General features: G+C 56.8%; 12 protein-coding genes. 9 read left to right on the top strand and 3 right to left on the bottom strand.

Annotated features, from left to right (window positions below):
* Positions 1-17 precede the first annotated feature (17 nt).
* From GS632_RS16970 to GS632_RS16960, 3 genes are all read right to left on the bottom strand, one after another.
* Positions 18-992 carry a TRAP transporter substrate-binding protein gene (locus GS632_RS16970; protein ID WP_171177128.1) on the bottom strand — a complete coding sequence of 325 codons (975 nt, stop codon included), beginning with the start codon at positions 990-992 and terminating at the stop codon, positions 18-20.
* 24 nt (positions 993-1,016) lie between these two features.
* A complete protein-coding gene (locus GS632_RS16965; protein WP_171177126.1) occupies positions 1,017-1,559 on the bottom strand; it encodes a 3-hydroxyanthranilate 3,4-dioxygenase in 543 nt (180 codons plus the stop codon).
* A 106-nt stretch (positions 1,560-1,665) separates the two neighbouring features.
* Entirely contained in the window at positions 1,666-2,619 is a 954-nt protein-coding gene (locus GS632_RS16960; protein WP_171722225.1) for a dihydrodipicolinate synthase family protein, read from the bottom strand.
* Positions 2,620-2,764: 145 nt separating this feature from the next.
* On the opposite strand from GS632_RS16960, the gene GS632_RS16955 reads away from it, so the two are divergent.
* The 9 genes from GS632_RS16955 (at position 2,765) to GS632_RS16915 (ending at position 16,433) form a co-directional block, all read left to right on the top strand.
* A complete protein-coding gene (locus tag GS632_RS16955) occupies positions 2,765-3,538 on the top strand; it encodes an aspartate dehydrogenase (RefSeq protein ID WP_171177122.1) in 774 nt (257 codons plus the stop codon).
* 2 nt (positions 3,539-3,540) lie between these two features.
* Positions 3,541-4,506, top strand: a complete 966-nt coding sequence (locus GS632_RS16950; RefSeq protein ID WP_171177120.1) for a LysR substrate-binding domain-containing protein — start codon at positions 3,541-3,543, stop codon at positions 4,504-4,506.
* A gap of 81 nt (positions 4,507-4,587) precedes the next feature.
* Positions 4,588-6,018 carry an NAD-dependent succinate-semialdehyde dehydrogenase gene (locus tag GS632_RS16945; protein WP_171177118.1) on the top strand — a complete coding sequence of 477 codons (1,431 nt, stop codon included), beginning with the start codon at positions 4,588-4,590 and terminating at the stop codon, positions 6,016-6,018.
* A gap of 115 nt (positions 6,019-6,133) precedes the next feature.
* The gene (locus GS632_RS16940; protein WP_171238292.1) at positions 6,134-8,371 is read left to right on the top strand and encodes a PAS domain S-box protein; all 2,238 of its coding nucleotides are present in this window, start codon (positions 6,134-6,136) and stop codon (positions 8,369-8,371) included.
* A 139-nt stretch (positions 8,372-8,510) separates the two neighbouring features.
* Positions 8,511-9,614 (top strand): cytochrome-c peroxidase, encoded by a 1,104-nt coding sequence (locus GS632_RS16935; RefSeq protein ID WP_253284503.1) that lies wholly within the window; start codon positions 8,511-8,513, stop codon positions 9,612-9,614.
* Between the two features lie 11 nt (positions 9,615-9,625).
* Positions 9,626-10,810 carry a cytochrome-c peroxidase gene (locus GS632_RS16930; RefSeq protein ID WP_171177114.1) on the top strand — a complete coding sequence of 395 codons (1,185 nt, stop codon included), beginning with the start codon at positions 9,626-9,628 and terminating at the stop codon, positions 10,808-10,810.
* Positions 10,811-10,815: 5 nt separating this feature from the next.
* Positions 10,816-11,385, top strand: coding sequence for an arsenate reductase (azurin) small subunit (locus tag GS632_RS16925; RefSeq protein ID WP_171177111.1), 570 nt, complete (start codon positions 10,816-10,818; stop codon positions 11,383-11,385).
* Between the two features lie 14 nt (positions 11,386-11,399).
* The gene (locus GS632_RS16920) at positions 11,400-14,081 is read left to right on the top strand and encodes an arsenate reductase (azurin) large subunit (RefSeq protein WP_171722224.1); all 2,682 of its coding nucleotides are present in this window, start codon (positions 11,400-11,402) and stop codon (positions 14,079-14,081) included.
* Between the two features lie 141 nt (positions 14,082-14,222).
* Positions 14,223-16,433: a HEAT repeat domain-containing protein gene (locus GS632_RS16915; RefSeq protein ID WP_171177107.1), complete on the top strand. Its 2,211-nt coding sequence runs from the start codon at positions 14,223-14,225 to the stop codon at positions 16,431-16,433.
* The last annotated feature ends 12 nt before the right edge of the window (positions 16,434-16,445 follow it).

Genomic DNA, 16,445 nt, shown 5'->3' with positions numbered 1-16,445 from the left:
CCGTCATGCCGTTTTCGTTATTTTGTTTCTGCCGCAGTCTGCCGCAAAGCGTCAAGGGAAGAGGTCTTCTCGGACCAGATCCCGTTCCACTCTTCAATCGCATCGCCAAAGAACGAGGCATCGACCTTTTTGTAGGCTTTGCCCGTGCCTTCGATCTGCTCCAGCCATTTAGAATCGTTTTCGACATAGGCGTCGATGGTGCTGTCGACGTGTTTGGCCATCAGCTCAGAAATCATCGCCCGGTCTTCTTCCGACAAACCCGCCCAGACCTTGGCCGATACCAGACCAACCATCGGGAACATCATATGATCCGACTGCACGATGGTGTCAGCGTGCTCATAATACTTCAGAACCCAAATCAACTCGGCATCCATATCGATGGCATCGACCTGGCCGTTGGCCAAAGCATCATAGACCGCAGGCAATGGCATCGGCGTAGGCGCTGCCCCTACCGCGTTGTAGAAGTCGAGGATAGGTGTAAACGGCGTGATCCGCAGCTTCAGGCCAGACAGATCGTCGGCGGATGAAACTTCGCCTCGGCTGACGATCTGACGCAGCCCGGCCATACCATATCCCAAGCCCACGACGCCAACTTGACCCGGTAGCGGCTCAAGCATGGATTTGGCTGTGTCAGACCGAAGAATGCGCCCTGCGTGCCCAATGTCATCTGCCAAATAAGGAGCGTAGAAAGCCCCCAACTCGGGCGCGCGGTTCGACACTTCCGCGACTGTCATGAAGGCCATGTCCAACGCGCCGGTTTGCAATTGCTGCAGCATTTCAGCTTCGTTCCCCAGCTGGCGCGCCGGGAAAACCGACACTGAATGCGTGCCGCCACTGGCCTCATTCAACTCAGCCCCAAAGGCCTCTGCGGCTTTGGTCCAGATATGCGGTGGCGGCGTGATCAGGCCCAACCGGAACTCTTCGGCCTGAGCGGCAACGGATGACATTGCCAGCACAGCCGCAGAGGCGGCAATTTTTACAATATGTTTCATGACTTCCCCTGTTTTGATCTTATTTCACAATGTAACCCAGCCCTCGGGTGGTTCCTTGCCCGGATGCACCGCCTGACAATTTGGGCAAGTGCGATCTTTTTCCGAGGCATAGAACTTCTGATAAACCGGAGGCAGGTCGTCAACGATGGACTTTAGCTGCATTTCTGCGCGATGCACCAGTGATCCGCATTCGAAGCAGTACCATTCGATGGCGTCCAGCTCACCCGTCTGGCGTTTTGGTTCGATAACAAGCCCGATAGAGCCTTCTTGTGGGCGTTGCGGAGAATGGCGCACATGCGGTGGCAGCAGGAACACTTCACCTTCGCGGATCGGAACGTCATAGAACTCCTCTCCATCAAAGATTTTCAGCACCATGTCGCCTTCCAGCTGATAAAAGAACTCTTCGACCGGGTCGTCGTGATAATCCGTTCGCTTGTTCGGGCCGCCAACAACCGTGACCATAAGATCGGCATCTTCCCAAACCTGACGATTGCCCACAGGCGGCTTGAGCAGATGGCGGTGTTCGTCGATCCAGGCCTTGAAGTTAAATGCTTGCAGTTTCGACATGTCCCACTCCCTATCGTCGAAAGTTTGATGTGTTTTTCCACAACGGCAAAGAAATTTTCAGGATCTAGCTATCAGATTTCTTTATACAGCTCAGTGCGCAGCCTTTTCAGACGCGAAGGCCGCATTCGTCGAATGCCTTATGAATGATCGTCTTCTCGGCCTCGGTCAGTTCCAGCATTGGTGGGCGCACACGGCCACCGACCTGACCCAATAATTCCTGCCAGTATTTTCCAAAGGCCGTGGGTTTACCCGCCGGGCGCGTGCGTTTCATGGCATCCCGGACAGGGTTGAGGCTGTCAAACACACGTCGCGCTTCATCCGCCTTTCCGGCAAAAGCCAAATGTGTGTATTCGTTCATCCGCTGATCGACCTTGCTTTGCAGCTGATAAGGCGGGGAGGAACAGAGATAGAGCTTCCAGTCGAGTTCCAGGATATTGTCCAGCCATTCATGTTCGGCTGAGGTTGAGACATGGATCTTGTCTCCGACCATATGTGTCAGCTTCACATACATCTCACGAGGGACTGAGTATTTGATGGCCACGATATTCGGCAAGTCCGCTATGCGTGCGCATTCTTCGGGTTGCATCAGATAACCGCTGTCCGGATGGCTCCACATGGCGATGCCGATGTCCAGTTCGTCACAGAACCGCTTGTAATATTGGTAAAGAACCTCACCGCGATCCTGCACAAAGCTCAGAACCGGCGCGTGCAGCACGATGTAATCCGCGCCGCAGTTCTGGGCATGGTGGGCCAATTCCAACGCCGTATTCATGTTCTGATCCGAGACCGAGACAATCACCCCGGCCTTGCCCGCGCATTCTTCGACTGCAATTTCGAAGTTGCGCTTGCGTTCTTCGATGCTCATCGAAAAGAACTCGCCCTGTTTGCCGGCGACGAACAGGCCCTGAATGTCCAGATCGTCTATCCAATGCCGGATATTCGCGCGCAGCCCGGGTTCATCCAAGGACAGATCTTCATTGAACGGGTTCAATGCTGCAGCCCAGATCCCTGTCATGTTCTCGCGGGCATAAGCTTTTGCGTCGTGTTTGGTGTATTTCATAGAATGCAGTCCCAGTGGCTTTGGCCCCATGAAAAGCACACTGCGACAGTCGATCCAGCCCGATTTCGGGGAAATGGTTATCTGAAAAAATTATACCGCAAACTTACCAATTCAGATTTCTTCTGTGCTGGTCTAGGATTCAGGTATGAAAATAGCAATCATTGGAACCGGCGCAATTGCGCAATATGTTCAGCGCGCCTTACCAAAGCATGAGCACGAAGTGGTGGCGTTTCTCGTCAGACCACATCGTGTTGAGTCAAAAACGCCTTTATTTGTTGGCTCGGTTGATGACTTGCCAGACGGCACCGACATGGTTTTGGATTGCGCCGGGCATGAGGCCTTGGCCGGTTTGGGGCCGCTCATACTTGCTAAAGGTATCGACATCATCAGTGTTTCTGTCGGTGCACTGGCGGACCGGAAGACCGCAGATCGGTTGGAAAGCGCGGCACGGCAGGGTGGGGGACACTTGCATCTGGCCAGTGGTGCCATCGGCGCTTTGGATTGCCTGAGCGCAGCGGCGGTCGGTTCGCTCACATCTGTTACCTATGTTGGGCGTAAGCCGCCAGCGGGGTGGAAAGGATCGCTTGCCGAACACAGCCTGGATCTCGACAAGTTGAGTGACGCAAAAACCCATTTCCAGGGTTCTGCCCGCGAGGCGGCGCTGTCCTACCCAAAGAATGCAAATGTCGCGGCAGCCGTGGCATTGGCAGGATTGGGATTTGATGACACACAAGTTCGTCTGATCGCAGACCCAACGATCCAAAAGAACATTCACGAGATCGAGGCTGAAGGCGATTTTGGCACCTTTCAGTTTCGGATCAGTGGCACAGCACTGCCTGACAATCCAAGAAGCTCGGCGCTTGCAGCGATGAGTGTGCTGTCCAAACTGAACCAGCTTAATAATCCGATTGTGCTTTAACCATGGTTGGGCGTCACTCTCGCATCGTTGATCGTGCTTTGACACGCCTGAAACTGCGTCAACTGCGTCTGCTGGTTGCCGTGGGTGCGCATGGCAACATTCAAAACGCGGCCCGAGAGTTGGGCATTTCTCAACCTGCGGCCACCAAAATGATCCAAGATCTTGAACTGGATTTTGAGGTCAAACTGTTCACTCGCACCAATCGTGGGGTGGTGCCAACCGTTTTCGGAGAGACCCTGATCCGTCACGGCAAACTGATCTTTGCGCAGGTTTCGAATGCCGCGCAGGAATTGGATGATCTGAACGAGGGTAACTCGGGTCGTGTCGTTGTGGGTACATTGCTTGCTGCATCAACCAGTCTCTTGCCTGCAGGCATTGAACTGTTGCTGGAAGACCGTCCGAATGTTGCGGTCAAGATCAACGAGGGCACGAACGAAGTTCTGATGCCTCGACTTCTGTCGGGTGAGATCGATATGGTTGTTGGCCGTCTGCCGTCACACCGGCATCGCGACAAGATTCGGCAGGAAAAACTGTTCGAGGATCGAATCTTAGCGGTTGTTGGCCCTCAACATCCGCTTGTCCGTCGCAAAGACGTGACGTTTGCTCAAACCAAACCCTTTGGCTGGATACTGCCCCCGCAAGAGACTACGTTGCGGCGTCAGGTCGATCATTTCTTTGTTGGGCAGCAGCAATATGTGCCACCGGTCATGATCGAGTCGGTGTCTTATCTGACGAACCGCGCCTTGCTGCAGTCGCGCGACCTGATTGGTCTTATGCCAGCCGAGGTTGTTGCGCAGGATATCGAACATGGTCACCTTGCCAAAGTTGATTGGAACGTGCCCTTCGGTCAGGGGCCGATCGGTGTTTCTTTTCGTGCTGACGATGATCTGTCACCTGCCGGGCGGGCGTTTAAAACGGCACTGCACAAGGCAGCGCAGGGTAAACAAGCCAGCTATTCGCCAAAGTGATACCCGTATTTGTTCAATTCACTTGAAGTAATGCGAAGCATCGAGCGATCTGAAAACAACGCTAAAAGAGGTGTTAGCTTCATGTATCCAGAGCTTAAACTGTTCATTGATGGCACGTGGCGAAAAACCGACCGCGATATCCCGGTGATCAACCCGGCAACCGAAGAAGAGCTTGGGCGGTTGCCCTGCGCATCGGTGAAGGATCTGGATGATGCGTTGGAGGCGGCTGTCAAAGGTTTCCGCGTTTGGAGCCGCACGTCTCCGCGTGAGCGCGCGGATACAATCCTGCGCGCCGCAGCCCTGATGCGGGACCGTATCGACACGATTGCGCACTCAATGACGTTGGAGCACGGCAAACCCCTGAAGCAAGCCCGGCTGGAAGTGATCCGCGGGGCCGAGTTTTTTGAATGGGACGCTGGCGAGGCCATGCGGACTTATGGGCGGATCATTCCGGCGGCTCCGGGTCACAAATTCGCGGTGCATCGCCTGCCAATCGGAGTTGTCGCAGCATTTTCCCCGTGGAACTTCCCCATGAGCCAACCGGCAAGGAAAATCGCTGGTGCGTTGGCTTCGGGCTGTTCGGTGATCCTTAAGGCTGCGGAAGAAACCCCTGCTGGGGCGTTGCATATTGCCAAAGCGTTTGAAGATGCGGGATTGCCTCCGGGCGTTCTGAACCTGGTATTTGGGGAGCCAGCAGAAGTGTCCGGATATCTGATACCACAAGACCCCGTGCGTCTGGTGGCTTTTACCGGTTCAACAGGTGTTGGGCGGCATTTGACCACCCTTGCGGCCCAGCATGATACGCGTGTGCTGATGGAGTTGGGCGGCCACGCGCCGGTCATTGTCTGTGAAGACACGGATGTTCAGGCGGCGGCGACATCTGGTGCGGTGCGAAAAATGCGCAACGCCGGGCAAGTATGCACGTCGCCGACCCGCTTTTTCGTGCACCAAAGCATCTTTGATCTCTACGCCAATGACTTTGTGAAACGGGCAGCGGCCACAGTTGTCGGCAACGGCTTGGAGTCAGGGGTCGAGATGGGCCCGCTGGCCAATGAACGCCGCGTGCCTGCCCTGACCGAATTGGTCGAGGATGCACGGGCCAAAGGGGCAACTGTCGCCACGGGAGGCGCGCCGATAGGCAATCAGGGCTATTTCTTTCAACCTACAGTCTTGTTGAACGTTCCCGATACCGCGCGGATCATGCAGGAAGAGCCTTTTGGTCCCGTGGCGGTCATAAACCCCGTGGCCTCATTGGATGAGGCAATCGATCAGGCAAATTCTGTCCCTTACGGTCTGGCCGGATATGCCTTTACCAACAGGGCGGATTACATCGACCGATTGATCGATGAGGTTGAAGTAGGAAACCTGTCGATCAACACGCTTGAAGCGTCGATGCCGGAAACGCCTTTCGGCGGTGTGAAATCCAGTGGTTCTGGCCGTGAAGGCGGAACAGAGGGGCTTGAGAATTACATGACGGTCAAACACGTCTGGCATTCGGCTGGCATCGTCTGAGAGAATCCGCAACCCGACTTCTGCGCGATTTGCCGCGCTATAGGCTCTTCGCAATACTCGCTTGAAGCGGGTACCAAGGGTAAACGCACACTGCAAGGATCAGGTCGGAGGTATCATGGTCTTCAGGCACAGCCTTCCCGCGACGGCCACAGGTGAAACATCCGAAAGATCTATGGCCGCACCGCTTGGAGTGGCCATCGCCATGGGGGTCGCGTTGGTCTTCATCCTGTCGGTGTTCCTGTACATGTCGCGCGAAACGACAGACCGGATCGGTGAAATGCGAAAGGTCTGGCAGGGCTATTCAGTCGAGACCACCCCTCGCGGCTATTGGATATCGGAAATCCGGGGATATTTCGGCTATGGCGGGTTGATTCACAACTTCAAAAACTACGTCCTGCGGCACGACGCAGAATACTCGCCGACCTTAAAATCCCAGTCGCAGAACCTTCTGACAACCATCGAAACCTACCGCAACGCCGCGCCGTCGCAGACTGAATTGGATGCATTGCAACGCATCGAACGGGTGGCGCTGGAATATATCGGGAATATTCCCAAGATTGAGGCGGGCATAGCAGCCGGCCTGCGTGCCGAAGAAATAGATGCTTTGGTGCGGGTCGACGACAGTGACGCGCTTGCGGCGCTTTCTACGCTGGAGGCACTGTGGATCACCGAGCGCGATCAAAGCTTGTCGGACATGGTTCAGGCGTTCTCTGAAGGGGAACAGCTGGTGCGCCGCTTCTCGGTTCTGCTGGTCGGTTTAATAGCGGTGGTTGGGGTTATTGCCATCCTGACCACGTTGCTGATCTCAAACATCCTGCGGACCAATCGTCGTTTGAAGGCTGAGTTGGAACTGCGCGAGCAAGTGGAACTGGCCGAGCGCAAGCTTGCGCGGGCTGTCGAACAAAGTCCGGCTTCGATCATCATCACAGACACCGAGCTGAAGATAGAATATGCCAATCGCAAGTTCTTTGACCTCAGCGGATATGAGGCGGATGAGGTCTATGGGCACACGCCCAGAATGCTGCAATCGGGACATTCGGGACAGGGGGTTTACGCCGATCTAAGGCAGAAATTGCAACGTGGTAAAAGCTGGTATGGCGTGTTTCGGAATCTCAGCAAGGATGGCAGCCATTATTGGGTTTCAACTGCGATTTTCCCGCTGGTCGATCAGAACGGCAAAGTCACGCACTATATCGGGATTGGCGAAGACATTACCGAAACCCGGCGCACGCATGAGCAATTTGCCCAAGTGCAGAAGATGGAAGCTGTGGGTATTCTGGCAGGCTCGGTCGCGCATGATTTCAACAACGTGTTGATGAGTATCACTGGAAACGCCGATTTGATCGAACTGGATGCGGAAGGGATTGACGACATCCAGACCTCGGTCAACCATATTCGCATCGCTGCGCGCCGGGCTCAGGCATTGGTTCGCAAGATGCTGACCTTCGCCCGACAAAGACCGCGCAACCCCCGTCGCGGCGATATGGTCAAAGCCACGCAAGAAGCGCTGGATCTGATCCGGGTATCTGCCCCGCCTAGCGTTCAGACGCGCTTTGATATCGAGGTCGAAACTGCCTTTTCCGATTTTGATGGCACACTGTTCTTTCAGACCCTTCTGAACCTGTGTCACAATGCGTTTGAGGCTATGGGCGATCAGCCAGGTGAGGTTGCGTTGCGTATCGGCCTGGTCGACAAGGGTGCGTTGGACGATTTGCCGGACGGCGCTATTGGGGTGATCCGTTTAGACGTCAGCGATACCGGCCCTGGCATTGCTGAGGATTTGCAGCAACAAGTGTTCCAACCTTTCTTTTCCACAAAACCCGTCGGCAAAGGCACAGGTCTGGGTCTGACCATCGTGCACAACAGCGTCGAGGAATGTCATGGTCGTGTCGAACTGCATTCAGAACCGGGCAAGGGCACATGTTTCAGCTTGTTCTATCCGTTGATGCCCGCGCTCAGCCCCGAAGATCAGGCTGAGGTCGAAGCAGTGGCAGGGGACGAACATGTCCTGTTGGTCGACGATGACGAGAACATCCTTTACGTGACGCGGCGGCTGCTGACGCGATACGGATATCGTGTCGAAGCTTATTCCGATCCGTTGAAAGCGCGCGAGGCGTTTCGTGAAGCTCCGGAAAGCTATGACATCCTGATCAGCGACCTGATGATGCCCGGCCTGCGGGGGACGGACCTGATCGAATCCGTGCGCGCAATCCGGTCAGACTTGCCTGCTATTCTGATCAGCAGCTATTTCGATGATGCCGAGGTGTCCGTTGCCGGGGCTTCCCCAATCATGGTTCAAAAGCCGCTGGAAATTCAGTCACTTGCCCGAATTATCCGGTCTCAGATGACCTGAGTTTGTAACATTATTTAACATCTCTTCTTAAAACTTAACAAAGGTCAAATTCTCACGAAACAACTGACCCTTAGTGTTCGCCATACCGATCCCCAATCACCCGGAGAGATCGGATTAGCGATAAAGGGGCTTTTAGATGATGACCAAAGCCAGAACATGGTTCTCGGCGCTTTCGACAGCTTCGCTGCTGACGATGAGCGTCGCGTTCCCGGTTCACCAGGCCCTGGCGGATGAGCCGGGACCGGTAGAAGCCATAGAGTTCGACCCCGCCAAGGCGGCCCTTGGCAAACGTTTGTTTTTTGATCCGCGCCTGTCCGGCGACACCGAGCTGTCTTGCGCCAGCTGCCACCAGCCGGAAAACGGGTTTACCGACGGGCAGGCCCTGTCGGATGCCTATTCCGGCAGCTTGCATTTCCGCAATGTTCCCACGCTGATCAACAGCGCCAAGCGGGCAGCGTGGTTCCATGACGGGCGCATAGGCACCAACCTCAACGACGTGACCCGCGAAAGCATCACCGAGACATACTCGATGAATATGGACATGCGTCTGATGCAAGAACGCATCAAGCAGGACCCCGTCTATGTCGAGATGTTCGAAGCCGCCGGCTTTGGCGAGCCTTCGAACGGCGGTGTCCGCAATGCGATTCCGGAATATTTAAAAACGCTGATCTCGCGCGGGGCACCCTTCGACACCGGTGAGATGTCGGATGAGGCCAAAGCGGGGTACGAGTTGTTCAACGCGAGCGGCTGTAATTCGTGCCACTCGGGCGAGCGCTTCACCGATGACCTGCCGCACAATATCGGCGTTGGCGACAATCCCGATATCTGGGCAACTCCGGAACGTCACATCACTTTCGTGACCATGATGAAGTTCCTCGGCGTCGAGAACTACATGAACCTGCGCGCCGATCCTGGTGCGTATATCCGTACCCACACCGCCGACACGTTCGGCACCTTCATGACACCCACGCTCCGCGAGCTGACCTATACAGCTCCGTATATGCATAACGGCTCGATCGCGACGCTTGAAGATGTGGTGGCCTTCTACAACGCAGGTGGTGGTGACGACGAAAACAAGGATCCGCGCATCAAACCGCTGAACCTGAACGAGACCGAGCAAGCACAGCTGGTGGCCTTCCTCAAGGCACTGTCCGGCGATCCGCTGACCGGCCCCGACTTCGTCGCCGAAGAGATCGATACGGACTATGCGCCGATCGAAAACTGGCAAGACGCAACAAACTGAGGAGTGGACCCATGAAAGACCTTAAGTCTTACCTTTCAGGCACAATCGCCACCGCTGCCCTGTTTGCGGTCCTTGGTTCGCAGGCTATCGCGGAAACCAGCATGGAGATTGAGGCCGGCATCGGTGGGGCAGACCCCGACCCTGATGCGCCGCTTGTGGCATTGGGTGAGCCCCCAATCCCGTTGGACAACCCCCAGACCGAGGCCAAGATCGAACTGGGCAAGATGCTGTTTTTCGATCCCCGTCTGGGCGGTAACCCATCGACCCCGTGTTCGTCCTGCCATCTGCCGGATGTGGGCTGGGATGTCGAAGCCCCGATCTCGTTCGGCTATCCGGGCACGACCCACTGGCGCAACAGCCAGACCATCGTGAACTCGGCCTATTACGGCAAACTGTTCTGGGCGGGCTCAAGCAAAAGCCTTGAAAGCCAGGCCAAATCCGCCGCAGGCGGTGCGGTAGCAGGCAACGGCGAGGCCGACATGATGGAGGCGCGTCTGGCCTTTGTTCCCGAATATGTCGAACGCTTTAACGATGTCTTCGGTGATCAATGGCCGCGCATCAGCAACGCATGGCGGGCCATCGCCGCGTTTGAGCGGACCATTGTTCAGACCGACACGCCCTTCGACAACTATCTGCGCGGGGATGATGCGGCGCTGACCGAGGAACAGAAACGCGGGCTTGAGCTGTTTACCGGCAAGGCGCAATGTTCCGAATGCCACAACGGCGCGCTGCTGTCGGATGAGAAATACTACAACACCGGCGTGCCGCCCTATAGCGGCTGGGAAGATGATGGTCTGGCACAAGTGACCTTCCGGTATGAGCTCTATGCCAAAGGCTCGACCGAGGATTTCTATCGTCACACCAAAGACGACCCCGGCTTCTATTTCCGCACCAAGGAAAAGGCCGATCTGGGCAAGTTCCGTACACCATCCCTGCGCTACACCCTCTACACCGAACCCTACATGCATAACGGCATGTTGGAGACGCTCGAGGATGTGGTCGAGTTCTACAATCAGGGCGGCGGCGAAAATGAATTCGCAGCAACCAAATCCGATCTGATCCAGCCGCTTGGCCTGAACGATCAGGAAAAAGCGGATCTGGTGGCCTTCCTGAAATCCCTGTCCGGTGACGAGATTCTGGTCGAAGAACCTGATCTGCCGGATTACCAGCCGCTTCCCGCGGCAGCAGAGGAGTAAGCGTCATGAAAGATCATAACGCAACCGGATGCAGCTGTTCGGGTGAGGCCAAAAAGGCCTGCACCGTGAACCGCCGCCAGTTCCTGTTCGCCTCGGGTGCCACGACCTTTGCCGTGATGGTGGCCATGCCCACCCGTCACGGCCAGGCCGAACAGGTTCCCGCCCTTGTATCCACCTATCCGCGCAAGCTGATCGGCAAACTGTCCGAACTGAAACAGGATGAGCCGGTCGAGTTTTACTACCCGGATGAGGGCGATTATTCGGACTCGATCCTGGTCAAGACCGGCGTGGAAAGCGGCGGTGGCATCGGTCCGCAAAAGGACGTTGTGGCCTTCAACCTCACCTGCACCCACCAGGGCGGGTCGATGTATGACAGCTACAAGCCCGAACATAAGGTGCTGGGCCCGTGCCCGCTGCACCTGTCCACCTATGACGTGACACGGCACGGCATCCTCGTTTCGGGGCAAGCCTACCAGTCTTTACCGCAGGTTCTTTTGGAACTGGACGGTGATGACATCTACGCCGTTGGCATGTTCGGCCTGATCTATGGCCGTTACGACAACCTGATTGCATAAGGGGAGACGGTATCATGGCAACCCCGTATTACGTACCCGAAACAAACGTCCCGCTGCCGCCCAAAGGCGCCGAGGTCATCTCGACCGCCTGTGATTACTGCATCGTGGCCTGTGGTTACAAAGTCTACCGCTGGCCCGTGACGGCCAAACCCGGTGGCCCAACTGCGGACGAAAACGCGTTTGGCGAGGATTTCCCTGTTGCACCTCTGGGTGCCTGGGTCGCGCCGAACCAGCACAATATCGTGCTGCACAAAGGCCAGCCGCACCATGTGGTGATCATTCCTGACAAGGACACGCAATACGTCAACACTGACGGCGACAGTTCCTTGCGGGGCGGGTGTATCGCGCAGAAATGCTATAACCCGCAGACACCGACACGCGACCGTCTGAAGACACCGCTGATGCGGATCTACGGCACATTGATGCCAGTTCCGTGGGATCTGGCGCTGGATGTGGCGGCCGAGGTGGGCAACCACGTCATCGCCAAGCACGGCACCAACGCTTATGGCGTGAAAACCTTCAGCTATCAGTATATCGAGAACACCTATGCGATCTCGAAATACGCGCTGCGCCATATCAACACCGCCAACTTCACTTTCCACGACACGCCGTCCGATGTGACCTCGACCCCCGGTTTCAGGGATGCGGGCTTTGACAACTTTGGCCCCTCCTATGAGGACTGGCGTGACGCGGAAACCCTGCTGGTCTGCGGCACTGATCCATATGAGACCAAGACTATCCTCTATACCCAGTGGATGATGAAGGGGATGCAGAACGGCCAGAAAGAGATCTATCTGATCCCGCGTAGCTCGGCCGGTGTGGCCCATGCAGTCAAGATGGGTGGTCTGCATATCGATGTTCTGCCCGGTACTGACTTGCTGGTCGTCAACGCCATCGCCCGCGTCATCGTGGAAAATGGCTGGGAAGACAGCGACTGGATCAAGAAATGGGTCAACAACAAATGGGAAAGCTCCTCCGGCTTTGGTCAGGGCACCCGGAACACGCCATGGCAGTGGCGCACGACCTGGGGCAAGTTCCAGACCAAAGGCTTTGAAGACTGGAAAGAGTGGCTGCTGTCGCAAGACGAGTTCTCGCCCGAGAACGCAGCCGCCATGGCCGAAATCGATGTGCAGAAAATCTATACTGCCGCCGAATGGCTTGCCAAACCCAAGGCGGATGGCACGCGGCCCAAAACCTCGGTCATGATCGAGAAAGGGTTCTACTGGTCCAACAACACCGGCAACACACAGGCGATTTCCGCGCTAGGCATCATCTGTGGCTGTGGTGGTCGTCCGGGTCAGGTCATTGGCCGGGCCGGTGGACACCAGCGTGGCGGCGTGAAGGGCGGGAAATATCCGCGCAACAAATCGCCCGAGAAGCTGCCGGGTCGCCGTCGCCGCGCCATGGATACCGACCGGTACCTGATCGCAGGTCATACCCGTATGGCCCACGTGATCGGCACCACATGGATCCAGGCCATGTGCGGCAGCCAACAGCTGGCCGACAAGTTCGAGGAACTAACCGTTCGCAACCCGCACCAGATCGCCTCTTTCGACAAGCAAGAGATGATCGACACGTTGAAGGCCCGCGCCGACAGCGGTGGCATGGTGGTGATCAACCAGGACATCTATCTGCAGGACCCGATCGGCAACCGCTACGCCGACATCGTGTTCCCCGCAGCGACCTGGGGTGAAGAGGACTTCTTGCGCGCCAATGGTGAACGCCGTCTGCGTCTCTATCAGAAGTTCTATGATGCTCCCGGTGCGGCAAAACCCGACTGGTGGATCATCGCGCAACTGGCACAGCGGATGGGTTTTGACGGGTTCGACTGGCAGAGCTCGAACGAAGTCGCCGAAGAAGCCGTGCGCTTTACCCGCGGGTCGCGCAAGAACTTCCACGCTGTCTATCGTTTGGCCAAGAAAGAGGGCAAAGGCCTGCACCAGAAGGTCCGTGAGTTTGGCACTGATGGTGTGCAATGCCCGGTCATGCTGGATGCCGATGGCGTAACGCTGATTGAAACCAAGCGTCTGCACGACACAACCCGCACGCTGCCCGATACCGGTGCAGCCGGCGCGGATGTGTTCAACAAGAAGCTGACGCATTTCAACAGCCAAACCGGCAAGTGCAACATTCAGAAATCGCCGTGGGGCCTGTTCTCGGATTATTGGGAATGGCTGAAACCCAACAAGGACGAAGGCGAGCTTTGGGCCACTTCGGGTCGTATTAACGAACGCTGGCAGTCCGGCTTCGACGACCGTCGCCGCCCGTATATCGTGCAGCGCTGGCCGGAAAACTGGGTCGAAATCCATCCCGACGATGCGGCTGAACGCGGCATCGAAAGCGGCGACTATGTGATGGTGTATTCGGAACGCGTTCCGGGCAACAAACACACGCTGCTGGGTGTGGAGGGCGATGACTTTCAGTTCTCGAAACTAATGGAGAACGGGCATATCGAGTTGACCAAAGCGGCGATCACCGCCGTGGCCATGGTCACGCCCGCCATCAAGAAAAGCGTGGTCTACATGGACTTCCTGCACATGCAGCAGCCTGCGAACGCGCTTGAGGGCCGGATCGTCGACTGGATCAGCGGCAACTACAATTACAAGATGGGCGTTGCCAAGCTGCGCAAACTGGGGCCGAGCCCCTACAAGACCTCGTTCCGCACGATGTCCTTTGCGCCGCGCGATATCGCCTGATGAAAGCATGCCGGGGGGCGGACGCCATGCCGCCCCTCTGGTTCGGTCCCACTGCAGAAGGGACCACCTGGAAGGCAGGTATCGGTTGGGAAACCTGCCTTCCACTTCCCAACCCTCCCAACACAAACATGGCAGCTTGATATGAACATTCAGACCAATACCGCCCTGCGAGATGAGGCCACCGGCCTGTTTTCCGAATATGCAAAATCCGAATATGACGTCATTCGTCTGCGAGCGATTCAGGCCCTGACCACCATAGGCGCCAGCAACAGCCCGGCCCTGATCGAAGCGCTGCTGGACGACGATGAGGACGTCCGGCAGGATGCCGCCCAAGCTCTGGGGGCATTGGGTGTGAAAGAAGCAGCCCCGCAGCTACTTGAGAATCTGATTCACGATCCCTGTGGCGAGGTCAAACTGGCCTGCGTGACGGCCCTGGCCGAGCTTAAGGCCGAAGATGCCGCGCCTTACCTGCGCACCCTCGTCACCGGACGCGGGGATGAGATTACATGGGATGAAGACGAGTTGCACCAGGACGAATGGGATGACTGGCTCGACACCCAGATCGCTGCGATCAGGGCGCTGGGGCAGATGGCGGATGCGACTGCGATTGAGCCCATTGTCATTGCTTTGATGGACGAAGACGGGCAGGAGTTGGGCGATGTTGCCTGCGAGGCTTTGGGACGGATTGGCGTACCAGCCGTGCCAACTCTGGGCGTTTTCACACAGTCTTCAAACCGCCGCCTGCGCCACCGCGCCCTACGTACCCTGGCAACGATTGGTGGTGCCGAAGCCGAAGGTCTTCTGCGCAAGGCTTTGAATGATAAGGATGGAGCTGTTCGTTTGATTGCCCATGAGGCACTGATGCCCAACGATCCGGTTTTGGTCGAGCAAGCATTGACGGACTCAGTGGAAGAAATTCGGATTGCCGCGCTCAATCAGTCCGGTTTTTCAGAACCCGAACTGCTGGACCGTATGATGCGTGACCCCGGCGCCAAGGTTCAAATGGCGCTGATCGATCGACTGGATCGTAGCCAGCCTATCGCGGATCAGGAAGACTTGCGCTGGCAAGTGCTGGACTTCCTTGCCACCGGTCAACAGCCCGAGGTATCGGCGCAGGCGTTGGGCCTGTTGTCAGCTTTGGCGCCGACTTTGGTGGCGGATCGCCTGAATGCGCTTTTTTCTGTTGAAAGCGATGACCTCAAGGCTGAGCGCCTGCAATGGGCTATCGTAGATGCTCTTGCAACTTCTCCCCTGCGCGAAGCGGCTGAATGGTTGCAGCGTGCATGTCGCTCACCCTTCCGGTCCGTTCGGCTCAAGGCTGTGGCGTCACTTGCCTTGATTGTTACTGATGTGGATCGCCCGCATGTGAACCAACAACAGGGCCGAGAGTTGCTGCTGTCCTTTGCGTTGGCCCCGATGCCAGTGGCCTCGGAAAAAGAGGAGACCGAGGAAGACGCCCCGCAGAACGATATCGCCGCGCTGGAAGATGCTGGGCTGGACGTCTCAGAAGGGGGCGAGAATGGTCCAACATCAAGCCTCGGTGCAATCCTCGGCCATGACGCTATCGCCGCTGAGATGACACAAGAGGCCGAGGAAGACACGGTTCAACCCCTGACACCGCGCGAGCAGGCGCTGTTGGCCAAGGCAACCCGTCATCCCAAGCGCCGTCGCGTCGCGCTGGACGACGACGCCGAAGCGCTGGACAGAGAGACCCGCATGTCCGCCATCCGCCTGTTGGGCGAAATTCGCGGGATGCAGATCATGCTTGCTCAGATCGCCAAGGACCCCGAAAGCGATATAGCACAACAAGCCTTTGCAGCGCTTGGCGTTTCAATTGTGCGCAACGGGCTAGAGCTGGGCGAAGCGCAACTGATCGATCTGATCACTCAGGGGCTTTCGCACACAGATTCAACACTTTCGCTGCAAGCATTGAAATTGCTGCAAAAGGCCGATCTGCCACCGCAAGACGCGCTGAGAGGTAAGTTGCGGGCGATGGTAAAAACCGGAGACACCGCCTTTCGCATCGATGCCATGCACGTCCTGACCCAATGGGATGGCACCCCCGACGTGGCGCGTAGCCTGCTGGATGACATTTCGGCCCCGGTGCGGCAAGCAGCGATGCGTCTTTTGTCGGTAACTGCTCCGGATCAGGCAGGCGCTGCTATTGTGCCGTTCCTTCTGGCCAACCCCGAGCAACGAATCCTGACCTATGTCAAAGACGACGCCCCTGCAGTGATGTCCATTGGTCGCCAATTGCTGACCGAGTTGCGCGACGAAGACCACCGCGCCGAATGGCCGGTAATGATAAGCGCGCTGGCCGATTTGTTGGGGGAACCTTCACGGGCGGCCTGAACCCGGAGGGAC

The organism is Ruegeria sp. HKCCD7296 (assembly GCF_013110775.1).
Lineage (GTDB): Bacteria > Pseudomonadota > Alphaproteobacteria > Rhodobacterales > Rhodobacteraceae > Ruegeria.
Note: the sequence above shows the minus strand (reverse complement) of the source record. Positions and strands in the feature narration are given on the sequence as shown.

Excerpts from the sequence above, each read along its gene's own strand:
- GS632_RS16970 (WP_171177128.1), bottom strand. The coding sequence starts at position 992 with ATGAAACATATTGTAAAAATTGCCGCCTCTGCGGCTGTGCTGGCAATG.
- GS632_RS16965 (WP_171177126.1), bottom strand. The coding sequence starts at position 1,559 with ATGTCGAAACTGCAAGCATTTAACTTCAAGGCCTGGATCGACGAACAC.
- GS632_RS16960 (WP_171722225.1), bottom strand. The coding sequence starts at position 2,619 with ATGAAATACACCAAACACGACGCAAAAGCTTATGCCCGCGAGAACATG.
- GS632_RS16955 (WP_171177122.1), top strand. The coding sequence starts at position 2,765 with ATGAAAATAGCAATCATTGGAACCGGCGCAATTGCGCAATATGTTCAG.
- GS632_RS16950 (WP_171177120.1), top strand. The coding sequence starts at position 3,541 with ATGGTTGGGCGTCACTCTCGCATCGTTGATCGTGCTTTGACACGCCTG.
- GS632_RS16945 (WP_171177118.1), top strand. The coding sequence starts at position 4,588 with ATGTATCCAGAGCTTAAACTGTTCATTGATGGCACGTGGCGAAAAACC.
- GS632_RS16940 (WP_171238292.1), top strand. The coding sequence starts at position 6,134 with ATGGTCTTCAGGCACAGCCTTCCCGCGACGGCCACAGGTGAAACATCC.
- GS632_RS16935 (WP_253284503.1), top strand. The coding sequence starts at position 8,511 with ATGACCAAAGCCAGAACATGGTTCTCGGCGCTTTCGACAGCTTCGCTG.
- GS632_RS16930 (WP_171177114.1), top strand. The coding sequence starts at position 9,626 with ATGAAAGACCTTAAGTCTTACCTTTCAGGCACAATCGCCACCGCTGCC.
- GS632_RS16925 (WP_171177111.1), top strand. The coding sequence starts at position 10,816 with ATGAAAGATCATAACGCAACCGGATGCAGCTGTTCGGGTGAGGCCAAA.
- GS632_RS16920 (WP_171722224.1), top strand. The coding sequence starts at position 11,400 with ATGGCAACCCCGTATTACGTACCCGAAACAAACGTCCCGCTGCCGCCC.
- GS632_RS16915 (WP_171177107.1), top strand. The coding sequence starts at position 14,223 with ATGAACATTCAGACCAATACCGCCCTGCGAGATGAGGCCACCGGCCTG.